The 19,583-nt window shown below is 62.2% G+C and carries 19 protein-coding genes; 13 read left to right on the forward strand and 6 right to left on the reverse strand.

Translation table 11 applies throughout. The annotated features are described in order from the left end of the window. Positions 1–42: 42 nt before the first annotated feature. A complete protein-coding gene (locus KFK14_RS04405; RefSeq protein ID WP_212610005.1) occupies positions 43–426 on the reverse strand; it encodes a glycine zipper 2TM domain-containing protein in 384 nt (127 codons plus the stop codon). Positions 427–575: 149 nt separating this feature from the next. Here KFK14_RS04405 and KFK14_RS04410 point away from each other — a divergent pair, with 149 nt between their 5' ends. Continuing rightward, entirely contained in the window at positions 576–1,334 is a 759-nt protein-coding gene (locus KFK14_RS04410; protein ID WP_212611042.1) for an energy transducer TonB, read from the forward strand. 14 nt (positions 1,335–1,348) lie between these two features. Here the strand turns inward: KFK14_RS04410 and KFK14_RS04415 are convergent, their stop codons facing one another. Genes KFK14_RS04415 through KFK14_RS04425 form a run of 3 tightly spaced genes read right to left on the reverse strand, consistent with a single transcriptional unit; the run spans position 1,349 to position 3,503 of the window. Beyond that, positions 1,349–1,684 carry a DUF3325 domain-containing protein gene (locus KFK14_RS04415; RefSeq protein ID WP_212610006.1) on the reverse strand — a complete coding sequence of 112 codons (336 nt, stop codon included), beginning with the start codon at positions 1,682–1,684 and terminating at the stop codon, positions 1,349–1,351. Beyond that, positions 1,681–3,192 carry a PepSY-associated TM helix domain-containing protein gene (locus KFK14_RS04420; RefSeq protein WP_212610007.1) on the reverse strand — a complete coding sequence of 504 codons (1,512 nt, stop codon included), beginning with the start codon at positions 3,190–3,192 and terminating at the stop codon, positions 1,681–1,683. The genes KFK14_RS04415 and KFK14_RS04420 overlap by 4 nt, the downstream gene beginning before the upstream one ends. A 14-nt stretch (positions 3,193–3,206) precedes the next feature. Further along, a complete protein-coding gene (locus KFK14_RS04425; protein ID WP_212610008.1) occupies positions 3,207–3,503 on the reverse strand; it encodes a DUF3649 domain-containing protein in 297 nt (98 codons plus the stop codon). Between the two features lie 286 nt (positions 3,504–3,789). On the opposite strand from KFK14_RS04425, the gene KFK14_RS04430 reads away from it, so the two are divergent. Genes KFK14_RS04430 through pldA form a run of 3 tightly spaced genes read left to right on the forward strand, consistent with a single transcriptional unit; the run spans position 3,790 to position 7,108 of the window. Next, positions 3,790–5,070, forward strand: coding sequence for an MFS transporter (locus tag KFK14_RS04430; RefSeq protein ID WP_212610009.1), 1,281 nt, complete (start codon positions 3,790–3,792; stop codon positions 5,068–5,070). An 18-nt stretch (positions 5,071–5,088) separates the two neighbouring features. Beyond that, positions 5,089–6,330, forward strand: a complete 1,242-nt coding sequence (locus KFK14_RS04435) for a cytochrome P450 (RefSeq protein ID WP_212610010.1) — start codon at positions 5,089–5,091, stop codon at positions 6,328–6,330. Further along, positions 6,323–7,108, forward strand: a complete 786-nt coding sequence (pldA, locus tag KFK14_RS04440) for a 4-pyridoxolactonase (protein ID WP_212610011.1) — start codon at positions 6,323–6,325, stop codon at positions 7,106–7,108. The genes KFK14_RS04435 and pldA overlap by 8 nt, the downstream gene beginning before the upstream one ends. An 18-nt stretch (positions 7,109–7,126) precedes the next feature. Here the strand turns inward: pldA and KFK14_RS04445 are convergent, their stop codons facing one another. Further along, on the reverse strand, positions 7,127–7,945 hold the full coding sequence (locus tag KFK14_RS04445) for a phytanoyl-CoA dioxygenase family protein (RefSeq protein ID WP_212610012.1): 819 nt from the start codon (positions 7,943–7,945) through the stop codon (positions 7,127–7,129). A 329-nt stretch (positions 7,946–8,274) separates the two neighbouring features. On the opposite strand from KFK14_RS04445, the gene KFK14_RS04450 reads away from it, so the two are divergent. Both KFK14_RS04450 and KFK14_RS04455 read left to right on the forward strand, forming a co-directional pair. Next, the gene (locus tag KFK14_RS04450) at positions 8,275–10,497 is read left to right on the forward strand and encodes a TonB-dependent receptor (protein ID WP_212610013.1); all 2,223 of its coding nucleotides are present in this window, start codon (positions 8,275–8,277) and stop codon (positions 10,495–10,497) included. A gap of 72 nt (positions 10,498–10,569) precedes the next feature. Beyond that, on the forward strand, positions 10,570–11,340 hold the full coding sequence (locus KFK14_RS04455; RefSeq protein ID WP_212610014.1) for an SDR family NAD(P)-dependent oxidoreductase: 771 nt from the start codon (positions 10,570–10,572) through the stop codon (positions 11,338–11,340). A 92-nt stretch (positions 11,341–11,432) separates the two neighbouring features. Here the strand turns inward: KFK14_RS04455 and KFK14_RS04460 are convergent, their stop codons facing one another. Continuing rightward, positions 11,433–12,215 (reverse strand): SDR family NAD(P)-dependent oxidoreductase, encoded by a 783-nt coding sequence (locus tag KFK14_RS04460; RefSeq protein ID WP_246524878.1) that lies wholly within the window; start codon positions 12,213–12,215, stop codon positions 11,433–11,435. 268 nt (positions 12,216–12,483) lie between these two features. Here KFK14_RS04460 and KFK14_RS04465 point away from each other — a divergent pair, with 268 nt between their 5' ends. From KFK14_RS04465 to KFK14_RS04495, 7 genes are read left to right on the forward strand one after another with little or no spacing between them, the layout of a single operon-like run. Continuing rightward, positions 12,484–13,638, forward strand: coding sequence for an oxidoreductase (locus KFK14_RS04465; protein WP_212610016.1), 1,155 nt, complete (start codon positions 12,484–12,486; stop codon positions 13,636–13,638). A 27-nt stretch (positions 13,639–13,665) separates the two neighbouring features. Further along, positions 13,666–14,244 (forward strand): hydrolase, encoded by a 579-nt coding sequence (locus KFK14_RS04470; RefSeq protein WP_212610017.1) that lies wholly within the window; start codon positions 13,666–13,668, stop codon positions 14,242–14,244. Positions 14,245–14,257: 13 nt separating this feature from the next. Next, entirely contained in the window at positions 14,258–15,016 is a 759-nt protein-coding gene (locus tag KFK14_RS04475) for an SDR family NAD(P)-dependent oxidoreductase (RefSeq protein WP_212610018.1), read from the forward strand. Between the two features lie 10 nt (positions 15,017–15,026). Continuing rightward, positions 15,027–16,100 (forward strand): acyl-CoA dehydrogenase family protein, encoded by a 1,074-nt coding sequence (locus KFK14_RS04480; protein ID WP_212610019.1) that lies wholly within the window; start codon positions 15,027–15,029, stop codon positions 16,098–16,100. After that, positions 16,100–17,323, forward strand: a complete 1,224-nt coding sequence (locus KFK14_RS04485) for an acyl-CoA dehydrogenase family protein (protein ID WP_212610020.1) — start codon at positions 16,100–16,102, stop codon at positions 17,321–17,323. The genes KFK14_RS04480 and KFK14_RS04485 overlap by 1 nt, the downstream gene beginning before the upstream one ends. A gap of 9 nt (positions 17,324–17,332) precedes the next feature. Next, entirely contained in the window at positions 17,333–18,487 is a 1,155-nt protein-coding gene (locus tag KFK14_RS04490) for an acyl-CoA dehydrogenase family protein (protein WP_070153803.1), read from the forward strand. 7 nt (positions 18,488–18,494) lie between these two features. Beyond that, positions 18,495–19,496 (forward strand): acyl-CoA dehydrogenase family protein, encoded by a 1,002-nt coding sequence (locus KFK14_RS04495; protein WP_070153800.1) that lies wholly within the window; start codon positions 18,495–18,497, stop codon positions 19,494–19,496. The last annotated feature ends 87 nt before the right edge of the window (positions 19,497–19,583 follow it).

Consider the following 19,583-nt stretch of genomic DNA (forward strand, 5'->3'; position numbering starts at 1 on the left):
AAGAGCATGGCGGGAGTTCGCTTTTCATCGGGAGGTGCGGCGTCAGCGGCACTTCACCTTCTTCTTGTCGCGGTCGATGCTGCGGCCTAGCAAGGCGCCGCCGCCTGCGCCCAGCAGGGTGCCAAGCGTGCCGCCGCCGATGACATTGCCCAGCACGCCGCCGGCCACGCCGCCAATGACAAGGCCGGTCGTGCCGTCGTTGCGCTTGCAATAGTAGCGGCCGTCGCTGCCGCGATACACACGGTCGTCGTCCCGCAGTCTGCGTTCGCGGTAACGGCCGTCCTCATAATGGCGGGCGGGGTCCCAGTCGCTGTCCCTGTCGCCGTCCCACCGCCGATCATCGTGGCTTTGCGCCAGCGCGGCATTGGGAAGCGCGACGGGTGCGGACAATGCCAGCATCAGTGTGGCGATTGCTGCTTTTTTCATGACGGTCTCCTTCGATATGCCGTTCAAACATATGGGGCGGCAGAATGTTTCACTCCCGATCTTTTCTCGCGGTCGAAAGGGAACGAGGCGGTCCGCATTTTGTTGAACAAGGCGTGGAGCGGGCTGCGGCGCAGCCATGCGTGACGACAATGATCGATGTTCAACCTGCTACTCGCGACCGTATTGCCGCTGCCCTTGCCGTGGCAATCCTCCACGCCGCGCTCGGCTTTGCCCTGATTTTTGGCCTTCGGGTCGACGCGCCGCTGCGGATCAGTGAGGAATTGAAGATATTCGGCGTCCCGCCCGAACCTGCGCCGCCGCCAAAAGAACCGCGCAAACCAGCATCGCAGCATGAAAGTCTCCGCCCGGAGGGCGCTGCGTCACCGCCCAACCTGAAGGCCCGGCCCACGCAGATAGCAGCGCCTCCGCCGGTTCTTCCCGTCCTTGTCCCGCCGCTCGTGATCGCGGCGCCCGTCCCCGGAGTGGGCAATGATGCATCGGCCGGCAACGCCGCCATTCGGGGTCCGGGAACGGGCAGCGGCGGGATCGGAACCGGAACGGGCAGCGGCGACGATGGATTTGGCGATGGGGATGGCGGCAATAGCCCGCCGCGCTGGATCAGGGGCCGGATCAAGGATTCCGACTATCCCAAGGCGGAGGCTGAGGCGGGCGTGGGCGGAACCGTATCCGTCCGCTACACAGTGGAAACGACCGGGCGGGCGACCGGCTGCATCGTGACGCAATCCAGCGGTAGCGCCGATCTGGACGCAGTGACCTGCCGTCTTGTCGAGGACCGGTTCCGCTATCGCCCGTCGATGACCCCGCAGGGCCGCGCGGTGCGGTCTATCATTGTCGAAAATCATCATTGGGTGATCGATCGGGAACAGGTGTCTGCGCCGGAAGAATAAGGCGCGCGACGCCCCTAATGTCGTCCCGCCGCCATCGCCAGCAGTGCAAGCAGCATCGCCGCCTTCGGTATGAAGGGCAGCATCCGGGGGCGATAGATCAGGATCAGGACCACGATGCCCGCCGCAAGACCCAAAGCGCCCACCCATTCGACAAGGGCGGGCCTCCAGTCGGGTCTGGCGATGCACCTTATGAACGAAGATGCGAGAAAGCCCCATCCGATCCAGCGAAGCACTGGCCTGCGCGGCAGCCAGCCCTGCGCCTCCGCCTGCCGCGCATGCCGTTGCATCGACAGGCTGAGCGCGGCAAAGCCGCCAAGCGCCAGCAAAAGGGAAATGAGGGAGGCTGTCACGCCCTTCCGGCTTTCATGACCGGCGCGCGCATCACCTTGATGCAGATGAGGGCGGCGATTGCGCCAAGCGCGAGAGCCACAAGGTCGAAGCCAACGAACAGTCCGTTTCCGCGCCAGGGGAAAGACAGAAGGCCACGCCCCGCAGTAAGCGCCGAAACGGCGGGGAGGAGCAGCCAGGCGGCCGCCGTGACCGCCATCAATTCTATCCAACCCCTTCTGCCGGTGCGCAGCAGCCCGAACAGGATCGCGCTTCCCCAGACGGCAAAGAATGTATCGACTTCCAGTCCCTGCCGTCCGGGCATGCCGCCCGGCAGCAGCCGGTTCGCCCAGAATGTAGCAGCGACGGCAAGGGGCATTCCGCCGATTGCGCCAGTCGTCAGCCGCTCGACGACGACATGCCCAGCGCCCTTGTTCCGGGTGCGGCTGATCGACCAGAGCACCATGCCCGTGCCGATGGTCGCCGCCAGCGCAAGGCCGCAGAGGAAGTAGAGCCAGCGGCTGAACTCCGGCGCAAAACGGCCGATGTGAAGGCCATAAAGCACATCATATGTCTTTCTCGCCGGCCGGGTCTCCTCATATTGGGAGAGCAGTTGGCCAGTCACCCCGTCATACGCGAGGATACCCGCCGCATAGGCGATCTGGTCTCCGTCATTCCGCGTCACTTCCAGCACCGCGTTTGCATCGCCGGGATTATCGATATTGGCATATCCGATCCGGCCGCCGTGCATCCGCCGCCGCGCATCGTTCAGCATGGCCTCTATATCGCCCAGCGGCGCTGGCCGTTCGGCGCGGGGGCGGGAATAGAAGCCGGGCGAGACCTCCTTGTAGAAGGCGGCTATATCGTCGCCATAATTCGCCACTCCCCCCCAGGGCATGGTCAGCGTGACCAGCGTCAGTATCCCTGTGAACGTAATCATCAGGTGGAATGGCATGGCCAATACACCCATGACATTATGCGCATCCAGCCAGGACCTCTTGCCCTTGCCGGGCCGCAGCGTGAAAAAGTCGGCAAAGATGCGGCGATGGGTGATGATGCCTGAAATCAGCGCCACCAGCATCAGCATGGCCGCCGCAGAGGCGAGATAGCGGCCCCATGGATAGGGCATCTGCAATTCAAAGTGGAAGCGGTAGAAAAATTCCCCGCCCAGCGTGTCTCTTATACCCTCCGGCCGGCCGGTAAGCGGGTCGAGCGCTTTCTGGACATAATCGTCCTCGCCCTTTTCATTCTTGGTCGCGTAGGCGACCATGACCGGATAGGCGCGGTCGTCTGGAGCCGTCAGATACCAGCCCGGTGCGTCGGGCGCAGCTTTCTTCAGATATTCAACGGCCGCTACCAGCGCCTTTTGCGCGTCCGGCGCGGCGCTGATCTCTGGCCGCATCCAGTTGCTGATCTCAGGTCTGAAAACGCTCGCGGTGCCGGTGATGGCAATCGCGAACAGCAGCCATCCCATGACCAGTCCGGCCCACCCGTGGAGCCATGCCATCGACTGGCGGAATCCCTGCTTCATGCCGCGGTCATTCCCTAGGCCGGAACGCCAAGCAGCCAGGCGACGGCCGCAGCACACATTGTGACGGCGATGACTCCCGCCCACGCCAGCCAGGCGGCGCGGGCCGCGAACACCCATATTACAGCAGCCGGCATGGCCAGTACGCCCAATATTGTTGCGGTCGTCACTGCCTCCGCCCGCGACATTGGCAGAGCGCGGGCCAAGGCCATGGAGATCGCGGCAGCCAAGGCGTATCCGCCCAACGCCGCCGCAACCACCCGGGAAGCGACGGACAGGCGATAGCGGAGGGCGTATGGGCTGAGGTTCTTCATGCGTCTTGGCCGCTGGGCTAGGCTCTCCCATATTGCGAGTCAATATCATTAGAGGCCGGGATGGAGGACAGGGCTGCGGCAGCCAGCCTCTTTGTCGGCAGCGCGGCATCAGTCTTGGCTGGATTGGCAGTGGTCCCGAGGACGGAGAAACGCGCGTGAATTGACAGTAGATTGTCGAACCTGCCGCAATCCGGTTGAGCCGCTGCTTTCCCCGCTTATCCTGCCTGCAAGAGTCCCGCGCTGCGTCACGCAGCAACCGAAGCGGGCCGTAGGCGAGTGGGATGGGATGGCGCAGGCTGAGCCGACAGAAAATAGCGCCTGGAGCGAGTGGCGCGCCCATTGGCGGATCGTCCTTGCCGCTGCGGCGGGGGTGGGCGTGTGTTCGCTGCACTATTACGCTCTTGGGGCGTTCATGCTCCCCCTGCAGGAAGAATTTGGCTGGTCGCGCGCGGAAATCTCGTCCGGCCTTTTGATGACCAGTTTCGGAATGCTGATTGCCGGGCCGCTGTTCGGCACGCTTGCGGATCGCTGGAGCGCACGCAAGCTCGCCTTGAGCGGGCTTGCGTTATACTGCGTCGCGCTCGGCCTTTTGGGGACCGTCGGCTCGTCATTGTGGAGCTGGTATTGCGCATGGGCCTTTCTCGCTCTGGCGCAGGGTGTCGCAGGCTTTGTGGTGTGGACGCTGGTGGTCGCGAGCGCGTTCAACCGGCACCGCGGTCTTGCCCTTGCCCTCACCATGGGCGGAACCGCCATGGCAAGCACGATCGCGCCGCCGCTGGCCCATGCGATCATCGCCGGTTTCGGTTGGCGCGTGGCCCTGTGGTCGCTCGCGGCTGGCGGCTTCCTTGTCGCCTTTCCCCTCGCATGGCGCTATTTTCATGACCCACGATTGGAGAAGGGGCGGCCGCATGCCGCGCCCGCGTCCCGTCCGCAGCTTTCCGGCCTGACATTTCCTCAGGCCTGCAAGACCCGGCAATTCTGGCAGATCATCGTCTCGGTCGCGATCATGTCCTGTGGCGTGTCGGCGCTCATCGTCCACCTTGTTCCGATGCTGAGCGATCGCGGCGCTACGCCCGCACGCGCGGCCGCAATGGCTGCGATGATCGGGCCAAGCATGTTCGCCGGCCGGTTGCTCTCCGGCTTGCTGCTCGACAGGTTTCCCGGATCGGTTGTGGCGGCGGCCTTCCTCCTTGCTCCCGCCGCCGCCTGCCGGCTGCTGCTGGGATTTGATGGCGAGGGATGGCACGGGTTTCTGGTCGCTGGCCTGGCGGGCTTTACTGCAGGCGCGGAAGTCGACCTCATCGCCTATATCGCCAGCCGCTATTTCGGGATGCGCAGCTACGGCGCCATTTATGGGCTTTTTGGCGGCGTATTCGCTTTCGGCTCCGGCCTTGCCCCCCTTTTGGCCGGGGCAGTGTTCGACCATGCCAGGTCGTACGCGCCGATATTGTCCATGCTGACGCCAGTGATGCTGTTTGCATCCTTCCTGATGCTGACGCTGGGCCGGTACGCGCATCAGCCCGCCCCCGAAACCGGCGCCTCCCCATCCGCGCCTTTGCATATCTGACTTCGACGGAGATTTAGCATGACCACCCAAACGGCCCCGGCCATGTCCGGCACGATCCCGCCCCACATTCCCAAGGAATTGGTGCGGGATGTCGATATCTTTTCAATCGCTCCGGTCGATGGCGACATTCATCTGGGCTGGCACGCGCTGCATGACGGGCCGGACGCTATCTATACGCCGCGCAACGGCGGCCACTGGATATTCACGCGGGCGGAGGACATTCACGCTATCTACCGCAACCACAAGGATTTCTCGAACGAGATCGTGGCGGTGCCGCCCGTGGTCAAAAGCATGCGCTTCGCCCCGGCGGAAGTCGATCCGCCGGAACTGGACCAGTACCGCCGCGCCCTTGCGCCCGCCTTCATGCCCAAATCGCTTGCCCGGTATGAACAGATTGCGCGTGACTTGGCCATCGAGTTGATTGAGGCGTTCCGGGCGAAGGGGCAGTGTGAGTTTCAGGCCGATGTCGCCCGCCATCTCCCGATCAGGGTGTTTCTGGGCATGATGGACCTGCCGGCGGAGGACGCGCCGCACCTGATGCCCACGGTGGAGGATCAGATCCGCAACCCGGACCCGACAGCGCTTGCCGATTCCTTTCAGGCGATGCTCGACTATCTCGACAGCAGGATTGAGGACAGGCGGCGCAATCCGGGCAGCGACCTCATTACCCAAATTATCAACAGCGATATCGACGGGCAGAAGGCCAGCCGGGAACAGGTACTTTCGATGAGCGCCAATCTGATGTTCGCCGGGCTAGATACTGTGGTCGCGGCCATGGGCTTTGCAATGCGGTTTCTGGCCACGCACCCTGAGCATCGGCAGGAGCTGCGCGATCACCCGGAAATCATTCCCGACGCCGTGGAGGAACTGCTACGGTATCACGGCATAACCAATCTCGCGCGCGTCGCCCGGCATGAGGTGGAGGTTGGCGATGTTACCTTGGGCCGGGGTGATCTGATCGTGCTTGCGACCACCCTCTATGGCCTGGACGAGCGGCGCTTTCCCGAACCGGAGAAGGTTGATTTCCGCCGGGCGGACAAGGCGCATCTGATTTTTGGCAGCGGCGTGCACCGCTGCCTCGGTTCGCATCTGGCCCGTACGGAAATGCGCGTGCTGCTGGAAGAATGGTTCGCCCGGATACCGGAATTCACGCTGGTCCCCGGCGAGGATGTCAAGGGCGTCTCCGGCCGCAACAATTCGATCGAATATGTCCCGCTCCGCTGGGATGCGCAGGGCGCGGAAGGCGGCGCGCATGGCTGACACGAAGGTCTATATTCTCGACGGCGGGCGGCTGGCGATGAAGGAATATCATATGTATTGGAACGCGGGTGGCGAGGCGATGGTGACGCTGCCTTGCTACAGCGTGCTTATCGAGCATGACGATGGCCGTTTCCTGTTCGACACGGGTTTTGACCTTCATCATTTTGATCAGTTTGTGATGCCGGGCATTGCGCAGCAAAGCCTGGACCAGACGATACCCGGACAACTCGCCAATCTGGGCCTGTCGCCAGCGGACATCACCCATGTCATCAATTCCCATTACCACATCGATCATTGTGGCGGGAACAAGCACTGCCTTCACGCGACGACCATTTGCCATGCATGCGAACTGGAGGCGGCGCGTACGCCTGAGCCGTTCGAGGAGCTGGCCTATTCCGATCAAAGCTTCGCGCCCGGCCTGCGGGCGTCGGAACCAGAGATCGACATCTACACGCCCCGGTTCGAAACGCTGACCGGCGATCAGGAAATCGCGCGGGGCGTATTTCTGTTTGAAACGCCAGGGCACACGAACGGGCATTACAGCCTGATGGTTAAACTGTCGGACCGGCGGCCGATGCTGTTCACGGCGGATGCGGCCTATACCGCGCGCAGCATGGAAACCAGGACGATATCCAGCGCACATGTCGACCCTGTGGCTGCCTGCCGCTCGCTGGAGCGGCTGAACATATTGGCGCAGGACCATGACGCGGAGCTGTTCTACGGTCATGATATCGAACAGTTCGGCGCCTACCGGATCGCGCCAGCCTATTATAGCTGACGCGATACCGGGTGATTTTTAGGATGGCTTGTTTGCGTCCTTGAAAAGCATCTTGTTGAGGTCGCCCATCAGTGCTGCCCGATAGGCGACGGTTTCAGGATCAAGCTCCATGGCCGGGCTGGGCTCATGCTCGAAATGGCCATATTCGTCGACACCGCGCACCAGCAACGCCGTGTCGCGTTCCCCCAGCGTCTGCTTCATATAGGTGGGGATATACCGCACGACATAGCCGATGCGCCGGTCGCCGGACATGTTGGGGTCCGATCCATGCACCAGCCTGGCGTCGTGGACAGAGAATTGGCCGGGTTCAAGGGGCATCATTACCGCCCTGTCGGCATCGACCTCGACCGTGATTTCCTGACCGCGGCTTAGCAGGTTGTGTTCGTGAAAGCTGTCCGCATGGGGCAGCAATTCGCGATGGGTGCCCGGTATGACCCGAAGCGCGCCGTTGGTTTCATTGCTGGGTGTAAAGGCGATCCACGCGGTCACCGTATGCGGCGGCTCCAGCCCCACATATTTCGCATCCTGATGCCAGGTGACGAACCCGGGATCGCGCGCCTCCTTGATGAAGAAACTTGCGCCCCACACGAAGATGTTCGGCCCAATGATGCTTTCCACCGCATCCAAGATGCGAGGGTCCCGCACCAGGTCGTTGAGCCAGGGAAGGACCATATGCGCCTTCACGCTGTAATTCTTGACGATCGGCCCATGGCGTTCTTCGAAATCTTCAAGCTGCTCGCGCAACCGAAAGGCTTCGGCAGGGGATAGGGCGTCGATGGGCGACAAATGCCCATCCTCCTGAAAATGGCGGACATCGTCTGCGGAAAGCGGCGGCATATCATTCTCCCGGATTATGCGCTGGCGGGCATTTTTGCTGGCCAGATGCGCACCGAATGCATGCAATGAAATTCATCGTCTATCCGGCGGCGGCTTCGTGGAGCGGGAAAATTATGGGTTTTGACAACAAGTTGCCCATCTCCCAAATATCGCCCGTAATTTGCATGCAATGGCGCGCGCCTGTTGTTAGCTTTCCTCATCAGCCAGGCAGCCCGCACTCGCAGCGGGGTAAAATGACGCCGGCGATTGGGAGAGGTGCAATGAGAACCTGTATTCAGGGAATGAGCGTTTTTGCCTTTTTGGCTGGGGCTGGTTTGGCTGGGGCTGGCATGGCCCCATCCGCCGCGTCCGCGCAGGATGCTGGCTCCGCCCGGATCGAGGATATTGTCGTCACCGCGCGCAAGCAGGCTGAAAATGTCCAGGACGTGCCCATCGCGGTGACCCCGATCGGCTCACAGAAGCTGCAGGACGCCTCGATCAAGGACATCGCTGAAATTCAGCGGCTGGCTCCCAACCTGTTTATCTCGTCAGTCACCAATGGCGGCCGCGCCGAAATCGCCATCCGCGGGCAGCGCGACATTGAAGGCACTCTGACCAGCGACGCGCCCGTCGGCGTCTATGTCGATGGCGTGAATATCCCCCGCGTGATTGGCCTGCGCTCCAGCTTCGTCGATATCGAACGGATCGACGTGCTGCGCGGTCCGCAGGGCACTTTGTTCGGCAAGAACACGACAGGCGGCGCATTCCAGATCGAGACGAAAAAGCCTTATGACGATTGGGGCGGCTATCTGGATTTTTCCTACGGCAATTACGACAGCAAGATTCTGACGGGCGCGCTGAATGCCGCTCTTGTTCCTGAAAAACTGGCGGTGCGCGGCGTGGTCCAGTTGCGGCGGCAGGATGGATATGGGCGCAACCTGCTTGGGCAGGAGCTGAACGACGATCATACCGACAGCTACCGCCTGCATGTCCTTGCCACGCCGACGGACAGGATCAGCCTGCTTGTGTCGGGCGACTATGTGCGGATGCGCAATACCGGCTCCGCCCTGAAGGTCGTCTATGTCCAGCCGCAGGCGACGGCCGGATCGATCCAGAACCGGGCGGTCCTTGGCCAGATCATGGCGGAGGAAGGTATCAACCCAGCAGCACCTGATGCGATCTCCCGCGCCCAGGCGTTGCTGGAGGCGACGCAGAATGGCTCCTTTTACGATATGCCCTCCGACAAGCGCATCTATGACAATGTTAATGTGTGGGGCGTTTCCGGTACGTTGAACATCGATTTTGATTGGGCGGCGCTCAAGTCGATAACGGCGTATCGCGGTTTTGAGCGCGACAGCCTGTCGGATTATGATGCAACACCCTACACGTTGATTGAGCCGAACCTCGCGACCGAAGCACGGAACTTCTCGCAGGAATTACAACTCTCTTCGCAGGACGGCATTGGCTTCGATTGGGTTGCCGGCCTCTATTATAATCGCGAGACCGGACATGAGGGCAATCGCTTGCTGCAAGCCCCCACCTTCTTCGCAGGCAACCCGATCATCACTGACGGCGATGTCCTCAACAAGAATAAGTCGGCCTTTGCGCAGGTCATCTACGCTCTCAGCGACACGGTGCGCCTGACTGGCGGTATTCGTTATACCAACGAATTTCGCGCTCTCACGACCCGCAACCGGACAAGCGCCGGCGTATGTACCGTACCTCTCGTTGCGCCCGGCGCGCCATGCGAACGCAGCTTCCGGCAGACATTCGAGAACTGGTCCTATCTGGCCAGCGTCGATTGGCGGCCGTCGGACAATGTGCTGCTCTATGCAAACACCAGCCGGGGCTACAAGGCGGGCGGTTTCAATCTGCGCGGCACGTCCAACCCCGCAACCTTCGCGCCGTTCAGTCCAGAAAAGGCGACCAATTATGAGGTCGGCTACAAGCTCGACATGCTCGACCGCGCCCTGCGGGTGAATGGCGCATTCTTTTACACAGATTACGCCAACATTCAGAAGTCGACCAATGTGAACACAGCGAACGGGATCACCAGTTTCCTGATCAATGCGGCGGCTGCGGAAATATATGGCGGTGAAATTGAAGTGACCGCGGTGCCTGTAGCCGGACTGACCCTCAGCGCCAGCGGCGGGTGGACGCACGCCCGCTACACCCGTTTTCCCGACGCCATTCTGGGTGACAGGAGCGGCGAGCCATTTTCCATTCCTGAATTCACCTTCGGCCTCAACGCCTCTTATGTCGTGCCGGTGTCGATGGGCGACCTTCGTTTCAATGCGGACTATGCGTGGATCGATGACGTGAATTTCCGCCCGACGGCGCGCAATCAGGCGAGCGTCACGCAAAAAGCCTATGGCCTGCTTGGTGCGCGCGCTGCGCTGGAAATCAAGGATCACGGAATTGAGGTCGCGCTGTTCGGCAAGAATCTGACCAACAAGCATTATTACGCCATGGTCGCGGATTATGATTCTTCCTTCGGCTTCAATGTCGCATTCCTGGGTGAGCCAAGGACTTATGGCATCGCCATCCGCAAGCGTTTCGGCGCAGAGAAATAATTGCATGCAATAATTTGCCGCATGGAAACATGCATGCTAACCCTGCGAAAATAAGCAACATCAGGAGCGGATATGGCGGATCGGTTGAAGGGTCGTGTTGTCATCGTCACTGGCGGAGGTCGCGGCATAGGCCGGGCCACTGCAGAACTTTTTGCGCGGGAAGGGGCATCGGTCGTTGTCGCGACGCGGACTGCCGCCCCGGGGCAGGAAGCTGTGGACGCAATCACTGCGGCGAGCGGAACGGCGACTTTGATCGCGACGGATGTCGGTACGCGGCAGGCGGTCTCAGACCTTATTGCGCAAACCATCGCCCGGTTCGGCAAGATCGACGTCATTCTCCACAACGCCGCCGCATTTGGTGCGTCGTCCATCGCCGATCTGAAGGATTCGGAGCTGGAGGAGATATTGGCCGTGAACCTGAAGGCGGCATTCTGGTTTGCCGCCGAGGGTCTGCCCCACCTGCGCAAGAGTGACGCCGGCCGTCTTTTGTTGACCTCCTCCATTACAGGCAACAGGCAGGCATATCCCGGCTATGCCGCCTATGGCACGTCAAAGGCGGGTCTCAACGGCTTCATCCGGCAGGCGGGCTTCGAGTTTGCATCCATGGGCGTGACGGTCAACGGGGTCGAACCGGGCGTGACCTTTACCGAGGGCGCTCTCGCCACATTGTCGGAAGAACAACGCGCTGCGTTCGCCGCCATCATTCCGCGCGGACAGGCCGGATCGTCCGAGGATATCGCCCAGGCGCTGCTGTTCCTGGCCTCGCCGGAATCTGCCCACATAACTGGACAGACGATCGTCGTGGATGGTGGCCAGAGTATCGGCGCGGCAACGCCCTTCTGATTTGGAGAGGCGCTGGATCGGTTATGATCCGGCGCCTTTTCGTCTAGTCATTTTGAGGTTGCGTTTCTGCCGCGCTTCTTCCTGAAATCGGGCTAAAGGGCGAAAGAATAGCCGCCGTTCACCGGTATCGTTTGCCCGGTGATCCATCCGGCCGCCTCGGATGCCAGAAACGTCGCCATCGCTGCCGCATCTTCGGGCGTGCCGAGGCGGCGGATGACATAATGCTGCAGCATTTTTCTCTGCAGGTCTTCATTGGAAAGCGCATCCTCCGACGTTGGCGTGACGGTTGCGCCCATCGAGATCATATTGACCGTTATGCTGTGACGGCCGGTGGATTTGGCAAGCGCGCGCAGAAATCCTGCGGCCCCGGCCTTCGCCGCCGAATAGGTTTCCAGTCCCGCTTCTCCAACCCGTCCAGCATCCGACAGGATGGTGATGATGCGGCCGCCTCCACCGCGCGCCACCATTGAGGGGAGGGCGGCATGGCAGCAGTGCATCACGCCGTAAAGATTGACCGAGAACCATCGATCCCAGTCGGCAGCCGGAACATCCCAGAAGGGCGCAGCGGATATATCCGGGCGCTGCGATGGTCCTGCATTTCCGGCGTTGTTGACCAATATGCCGATTTCGCCAAACCGGTCGCGCGCGATGGACAGCATGGCGCGAACCTGTTGTGCATCAGAGACATCGGCCGGAGCGGCGATTGCGTCAAATCCCATGCTCCGTATCTCATCTGCGACTTCCTCTGCGCGCTGCGGATGGAAATCATTGATGACCACGCCGCCCGCATTGTGCGCGGCGAGTTGCAGCGCAATCGACCGGCCGATTCCCTGGCCCGCACCGGTAACAAGCGCAGGGCGCTGCTTAAGGTCCAAGATCGGCGCCAATTGCATGCAAAATGCATAGATGTCCTGCGGTAGCGGCGCAACGATATTTCTCCCGCAGCTTGCGCCTTCAGCGCGAAATTTTTGAAGAAATGGCGGCATTTGCTTGGGAATTGGTTGGGGCGAGCAGGGGTTTTGAAAAGTCTGGAAGGCTTTCCAATCTTGCCAAGCTTGAAATTGCATGCAAAAGATCGCAAGCCTTATGCGCAGCCGAATTACGAAATTGATTCGAGCGAATTTTTAGGAAGAGATGCCGGACATGTCGTCAGTCGCTGAAGGGGAAGTCTCGATCGAGCCTCTGTTCACGCCGTTTGAATGTGGTTCGCTGCGTCTTTCCAACCGGTTCGTAATGTCGCCGATGACGCGGGAAATGTCGCCCGGAAATTTGCTGGGCGATGGCGCTGCCGCTTATTATGCGCGCCGCATTGCTGGCGGGTGCGCGATGGTGGTGACCGAGGGTTCGGCCATCGCCCACCCCGTATCTCATGCCAGTAGCCGGGTGCCCAATTTCTACGGGGATAGCCTGCCCCGCTGGAAAGGCGTTGCGGAAGAAGTGCATGCCAAGGGCGGCGCAATCTTTGCGCAGCTCTGGCACACGGGTCTGTACCGGGGCCGTGAAGATACGCTCAATCCGCAGGAGCCGTCGATTGCGGCATCCATTCTTGGCGAGGATGACGGTTCGGTCCGTGCGATGACCACGCGCGACATTGAAGATGTTGTGGACGCCTATGCCGCATCCGCTGCGCATGCTTATGAAATCGGTTTTGACGGCGTGGAGATTCACGGGGCGCATGGCTATCTGCCCGACCAGTTCTTCTGGCCGCCGATGAACAAGCGCACGGATGATTATGGCGGCTCGATAGAAAATCGCGTGCGCTTCGCGGTCGAGGTGATTGCGGAGATGCGGCGGCGGACCGCCCCGGACTTCCCGATCATGCTGCGTTTTTCGCAGTGGAAGGGTGCAAAATATGACGCGCAGGTCGCGCGCACGCCGCAGGAACTCGAAGCATGGCTGACGCCGCTGGCCGATGCGGGCGTCGATATATTCGACGCTTCGACCCGGCGGTTCTGGCTTCCCGAATTTGAGGGGAGCGACATGAACCTCGCTGGCTGGGCGAAGAAGGTCACGGGCAAGGCGTCAATGACGGTCGGCTCCGTCGGCCTGGAAAGCCCGCTGGAGGTTTCCAAGATCGGCGAGATGAATGGCGCGGATGTGTCCACCGCCAATCTGCGGCGGCTGGTTGAGATGTTCGATCGCGGCGATTTCGATCTGGTGGCTCTTGGCCGTATCGTGCTGACCAACCCGGACTGGCCCAGTCTGGTGCGGGCCGGCCGTTTCGATGCCATTCGCCCCTATGACGCGGCCGCCGTGGCGGAGCGTCTGGAATGTGCGGCGCAGTCCGCTATCGTCTGACAAAGCAAGAATTTTCCGGAGGGTTATATGGTGGACACCGTTTTCGATCCCGCAACCACGGCGCTGGTTGCGATCGACCTGCAGCATGGCATCGTCAATCTGGAGGCGGTTCCCCATAAGTCGAGCGATGTCGTCGCCAATACAGCAAAGATAGCAAAGGCTTTGCGCGACAAAGGCGGCGTCGCCATTTTCGTGCGGGTCACCAACAGCGAGGATGGCGCGGACGCCTTGTCGCCGACCACGGACATCGTTCCCCCCGTCGCGCCGCCGCGGCCCAGCTATTGGGCGGAACTGGTTCCCAAGCTCAACATCAAGGATGGCGACATCATCGTCACCAAGCGGCAGTGGGGCGCCTTCTACGGCACCGACCTGGAGATGCACCTGCGCCGCCGTGGCATAAAGACGATCATCCTGACCGGGATCGCCACGAATATCGGCGTGGAATCGACTGCGCGCGATGCCTATGAGCGGGGTTTCGACCAGATTTTCGTGGAGGATGCGACATCGGCCCTTAACGCTGAAGCGCATAAGCACAGCTTCACCCTGTTCGGCCGGATGGGGCGTGTCCGTTCGACCGAGCAGGTCCTCGACGTTCTGGCAGGGTGAAGGGACAAAGGCCATGAAGGCCCGCAAGAAAGTCTCGACCGGCCGCCTCGCAGGCCGGAAAATCCTGATCACCGGGGGCAATTCCGGCATCGGCGCCGCCGCGGCGCGCCGGTTCGTCAAGGAAGGGGCGCTGGTTACGATCCTGGGCCGCGACCCAAAGACGCTTGCGGAAGTGTCGGAAGAAACCGGCGCTTATTCCGTCACGGCCGACCTGTTCGATCCGGTGGCGGCGACGGAAGCGGTCGATGAGGCATTTCGCCTGATGAACGGGATGAATGGCCTGGTGTGCAACGCGGGCGTCAGCCTGTCCCGCCCCTTCGCCGACACCAGTCTGGAGGACTGGCACTGGGCGATGGACGGCAATGCGACCAGCATCTACCTCACCTGCCATGCGGCGTTGCCCTATCTGCGGCGCAACGATGCGGCGACGATCGTCAATGTCGGGTCCGCCGTGGCGTTAAGCCCTCTTTCCGGCCGTGCCGCCTATTCCGCTTCCAAGGCGGCAGTGCATGCCTTCACCAAGGTATTGGCGATGGAACTGGCGCCGCGCATCCGCTGCAACATCGTGTCGCCGGGCGCGGTCGATACGCCGATGGTGCGGGAAACCTTCACCGATCCAGCGCAGATCAAGCGCATCGAAAATCTTTACGCCGTCCGCCGCATGGGCCAGCCGGATGAGATCGTCGAGGCGATCCTGTTCCTCACCAGTTTTGAATCCTCCTTCGTCACCGGCACCACCCTGTCGATCGACGGCGGCAGGATTTTCTATTGAGCGCGCGGACGTGAATTTCGATTATACAGAGGAAGAACGCGCGCTGGCCGAGCAAGCGCGCAGACTGCTGGCGGACAAGTCGCCGCCCTCACTGATTCGCTCGCTTTTGGAGGGAGAGGGGGCGGATCGCCGCGAGGCGCTGTGGACGGAAATTTCCGCGCTCGGCTGGCCAGCGGTCGCTATTCCCGAAAGCCAGGGTGGGATAGAGTTCGGCCACGTCGCGCTATGTGCGCTGGCGGAGGAGATTGGCCGGGCGGTCGCGCCCCTGCCCATGCTCCCATCCATCTACCTTGCGGCCGAAGCCATCGCCGCCGCTGGCACTCAACCGCAGATGCAGCGGTGGCTGCCCGCGCTCGCGAGTGGGGAGATTATCGGCACGGCGTTTCTGACGCCGGGTGCGATAACAGTGCGGGACGGCAGGCTGACCGGCTCCGTCTCGCCAGTGCCCTATGGCGCGGAGGCGGGGGTCGCGATTATCTCGGCGACGGACGGCCTGCATCTTGTCGATCTGACGCGGCCGGGCGTGACCCGTTCGGTGCTGAACACGATCGACGACAGCGTTCCGCATGCGGCGATCACATTTGATGCGGTGGAGGCGGAACCTTTGGGCGCGCGCAACGGCAGCGCGCTTGGCGATCATATCGTGTCGCGCGCGGCGGTCCTGGTGGCGTTCGAGCAATTGGGCGGCGCTGAAGCCTGCCTGCAAATGGCGCTCGGCTATGTGCGGGAGCGCAAGACGTTTGCGCGCGTCATCGGCAGCTATCAGGCGATCAAGCACCGGCTCACGGATATCTATGTCGCGACAGAGGTCGCGCGATCCAACGCCTATTATGCGGCATGGGCGCTCGCCACTGGCGCGCCGGAACTGCCGCTTGCGGCGGCGGCGGCACGCATTGCTGCGACCGAAGCCTATGAGTTCGCATCGGCCGAATGCATTCAGATCCACGGGGGTATCGGGTTCACCTGGGAAGCGGACTGCCACCTCCATTACCGCAGGTCCCGGCTGCTGGCGCAGGCGCTTGGCCCGATAGCGCAGTGGCATGACCGGCTGGCCGATGCGCTGGACAGGCGGGAGGCGGCCTGATGGATTTCGACGATACCCCAGAGGACGCCGTCTTTCGCACCGAAGTTCGTGCATGGTTAGCGAAGCATGCGCCGCGATACGCGCCGCCGCCCGGCGAGGCCGATGCGGAGGGCTTTGCCCTGCTGCCGCTTGCCCGGCAATGGCAGACGGCAAAGGCGGAAGCCGGATATGCCCGGATCGGCTGGCCGGTCGCCTATGGCGGCCGTGGCGGGAGCGTTATTCAGGAGGTCATTTTCGACGAGGAGCAGCGTCGCTTCCCTCTGCCTCCGGACGCCTTCGGCATCAGCCTTGGCATGTGCATAACCACCTTGCTGAATTGGGCCGCGCCAGAAGTCCTTGAGCGCTTCGTTGCGCCCGCCCTGCGCGGCGAGGAAATATGGTGCCAGCTCTTTTCCGAACCCTCGGCCGGTTCGGACCTTGGCAACGTCCGCACCCGCGCGGTGCGTGACGGGGATGACTGGATCGTCACCGGGCAGAAGGTTTGGACCACCGGGGCGCATGTGTCGGATTGGGGCACGATATTGGTGCGCACCGATCCGGGTGCGGAAAAATATGCGGGCCTCAGCTATTTCTGGTTCGATATGCGCTCGCCCGGCGTCGAGGTGCGGCCGATCCGCCAGGCGTCCGGCCATGCCGCATTCAACGAAGTGTTCCTGACCGACGTCCGCATTCCCGACAGCCAGCGTCTCGGCGAAGTCGGCGGCGGGTGGAAGGTCGCGATCTCGACACTGCTGAATGAGCGCATGTCCGTGAACGAGGCGGACATTGCGAACATCACTATCGACGATGTGGTGGCGATGGCGCGGAAGCCGCAGGCGGACGGCAGGCGGCCGATCGACGATGCGGCGTCGCGGTCCCGCCTGGCCAGCCTGTATGTCCGCAGCCTTGGCGTCCGGTACAGCCGTTATCGCATGCTGACCCGTCTGGCGCAGGGCGAGGAACCGGGGCCGGAGGCCGCCATGGGCAAACTCGTCCTTGGCCGGAATATTCAGGACATGGCCCGTTTCGCGATGGAGATGCGCGGGCCAGCCGGAATCATCGTCGACCGTCAGGGCGATCCCGAACTGACCGAGATGCAGGAGGCGTGGCTCTATGCCGCCGGCCTGCGCATCGCCGGGGGCACGGACGAGATTTTGCGGAACACCATCGCCGAGCGCGTTCTGGGACTGCCGCAGGAAACGCGGCTCGACCGCGGCATTCCATTCAACCAATTGTCGAGCTGAGTATACGCCATGAACCTTGATTTCACGCCAGAGGATGATCTGTTCCGGCAGGAGGTGCGCGCCTGGCTTGCGGACAATGTTCCGCGCGAGGTGCGCCCTGCGGACGGGCCGGACATGAAGGCGTTCGATCTCGCCTGGCAGAAGCGGCAATATGACGGCGGCTGGGCTGGCATCGCCTGGCCACAGGAATATGGCGGCAGGGGCTTCAGCACGATCCAGCAACTGATCTGGTATCAGGAATATGCACGGGCCGGGGCGCCCTATGTCGGCGTCAATTTCGTCGGCCTGCTGCATGGCGGGCCGACCCTGATCGCCAATGGATCGGAAGAACAGAAAACATCGCATCTGCCGCGCATCCTGAAGGGCGAGGAAGTGTGGTGTCAGGGCTTTTCCGAACCCGGATCAGGCTCCGACCTGGCGTCGCTCCGCACGCGCGGCGAGATTGATGGCGATCATCTGGTGGTGAACGGCCAGAAGATATGGACCAGCTTCGGCCAGTTTGCGGACTTTCAGGAATTGCTGGTGCGCACCGATCCGGACGCGCCCAAGCATAAGGGCATAAGCTGGGTCATATGCGACATGCGCAGCCCCGGCATCCGCGTCCGCCCGATCAAGACGATCGCGGGGCACCCCGAATATTGCGAAGTGTTTTACGATGACGTCCGCATCCCGCTGGCCAATGTCGTGGGCGGCCTGAACAATGGCTGGCGCGTGGCGATGTCGACGCTGGGGTTTGAGCGCGGCACCGGATTCATGGCGGAGCAGGTGCGGCTCGCGACCGATCTGGAGGCCCTGATTGCGACGGTGAAAGCGAGGGTGGATCTGGCCCGCGATACGGACATTCAGCGCCGTCTGGCGCGCCTGCGCGCAGAGGTCGCCGCGCTGCAGGCGATGACCTATTCCAGCATCTCCCTGAACGAGCGGCGCGGCGCGCCTGGCGCGGAAGCCTCCATCCTGCGGCTTTATCACGGTTTGCTGACGCAGCGCCTGGGCCGCATGTCGATGGAGATATTGGGCGCGGGAAGCCTTGAGCTGACCGACCCCGAAGAAGGCTGGACCGGCCCCTATCTCTACTCCTTCTCCCGGACGATCGGCGGGGGCACCGCCGAAATCCAGCGCAACATCATCGCCGAGCGGGTCCTGGGCCTGCCGCGCAGCCGATAGGATATTTATGGACCTGATGCCTTCGCCGGAAGAAGAACAGATCATCGACATGGCGCGCGGGCTGCTGTCGAAGGAGCTGCCGGTCGATTATCTGCGATGGGAGGAAGGACCGGCCAAGGCGGCCGATCGCGCCCTGTTGCCGCAATGCGCGGAACTGGGCTGGATAGCGCTCGGCCTTTCCGAGGAGCATGGCGGCTTCGGATTTGGCGCGACGGAGGAAATGCTGCTGTTCCGGGAAGTGGGGCGGGCGCTGGTGACGCCTGTTCTGTTCGCATCGGTCATCGCCGCGCGCCTCGCCGCGACGCTGGGGGAGAGCGATCTGACGGCGGCGATTGCGACGGGGAATGCGACGGTGTCGCTGGCTGTGCCGGATGCTGGCGGCAGCGGCTATTTCCTGATCGATGCGGAAGGCAGCGACCGTATTTTGCTGGTTGATCATGACAGCGTGACGTTGCTCGACCCTTCCGCATTTTCCAACCGCAGCGCGATACGGAGCCTTGATCCCACCGTGACGCTGGAAAGCGCAGTGCTGGATTCCGGCGCGGCGGGCCTGCAGGTGGGCGGCCGCGACGCCGAACCTTTGTTCCGGCACATATCCCTGCTGATCGCGGCGATGCTGGTTGGCGCGGCGGAGGCGGTCCGCGACCTGTCCGTGGCGCACGCGAGCGAGCGCACGCAATTCGGCCAGAAGATCGGGACTTTCCAGGCGGTGAGCCATCCCTGCGCCGATATGGCCGTGCGATGCGAAGCCGCCTTGTCGCAGGCGAAGCTGGCCGCCGTGGTCGTGCGGGACGCCGGCGACGATGCGGAGTTTCAGGTGACTGCAGCGCGCATCGTCGCGCTCGATGCCGCGCTTTCCAACGCGGCGGCGGCGATCCAATTGCATGGAGGGATGGGGTTCGCCGCCGAATATCCCGTCCACTTCTATCTGAAGCGGGCGCACCTTCTGGATCAGGTTGGCGGACGAATTGCATTGCAACTGGACGATTTGTTCGCCCTTAATGCCTGATTATTTGAATTTTCGGCCAATGTCATTTTAGATTGCATGCAATATGGGTGTGATCTACTCTCTCCCCAATAAAAAGAATCATTGGGG

This window comes from Sphingobium phenoxybenzoativorans, from assembly GCF_018286635.1.
GTDB classification, from domain to species: Bacteria; Pseudomonadota; Alphaproteobacteria; order Sphingomonadales; family Sphingomonadaceae; genus Sphingobium; species Sphingobium phenoxybenzoativorans.

Coding starts and splice junctions, on each gene's coding strand:
- KFK14_RS04405 (WP_212610005.1), bottom strand. CDS start 426: ATGAAAAAAGCAGCAATCGCCACACTGATGCTGGCATTGTCCGCACCC.
- KFK14_RS04410 (WP_212611042.1), top strand. CDS start 576: ATGATCGATGTTCAACCTGCTACTCGCGACCGTATTGCCGCTGCCCTT.
- KFK14_RS04420 (WP_212610007.1), bottom strand. CDS start 3,192: ATGAAGCAGGGATTCCGCCAGTCGATGGCATGGCTCCACGGGTGGGCC.
- KFK14_RS04425 (WP_212610008.1), bottom strand. CDS start 3,503: ATGAAGAACCTCAGCCCATACGCCCTCCGCTATCGCCTGTCCGTCGCT.
- KFK14_RS04430 (WP_212610009.1), top strand. CDS start 3,790: ATGGCGCAGGCTGAGCCGACAGAAAATAGCGCCTGGAGCGAGTGGCGC.
- KFK14_RS04435 (WP_212610010.1), top strand. CDS start 5,089: ATGACCACCCAAACGGCCCCGGCCATGTCCGGCACGATCCCGCCCCAC.
- pldA (WP_212610011.1), top strand. CDS start 6,323: ATGGCTGACACGAAGGTCTATATTCTCGACGGCGGGCGGCTGGCGATG.
- KFK14_RS04445 (WP_212610012.1), bottom strand. CDS start 7,945: ATGCCGCCGCTTTCCGCAGACGATGTCCGCCATTTTCAGGAGGATGGG.
- KFK14_RS04450 (WP_212610013.1), top strand. CDS start 8,275: ATGGCCCCATCCGCCGCGTCCGCGCAGGATGCTGGCTCCGCCCGGATC.
- KFK14_RS04455 (WP_212610014.1), top strand. CDS start 10,570: ATGGCGGATCGGTTGAAGGGTCGTGTTGTCATCGTCACTGGCGGAGGT.
- KFK14_RS04465 (WP_212610016.1), top strand. CDS start 12,484: ATGTCGTCAGTCGCTGAAGGGGAAGTCTCGATCGAGCCTCTGTTCACG.
- KFK14_RS04470 (WP_212610017.1), top strand. CDS start 13,666: ATGGTGGACACCGTTTTCGATCCCGCAACCACGGCGCTGGTTGCGATC.
- KFK14_RS04475 (WP_212610018.1), top strand. CDS start 14,258: ATGAAGGCCCGCAAGAAAGTCTCGACCGGCCGCCTCGCAGGCCGGAAA.
- KFK14_RS04485 (WP_212610020.1), top strand. CDS start 16,100: ATGGATTTCGACGATACCCCAGAGGACGCCGTCTTTCGCACCGAAGTT.
- KFK14_RS04490 (WP_070153803.1), top strand. CDS start 17,333: ATGAACCTTGATTTCACGCCAGAGGATGATCTGTTCCGGCAGGAGGTG.
- KFK14_RS04495 (WP_070153800.1), top strand. CDS start 18,495: ATGGACCTGATGCCTTCGCCGGAAGAAGAACAGATCATCGACATGGCG.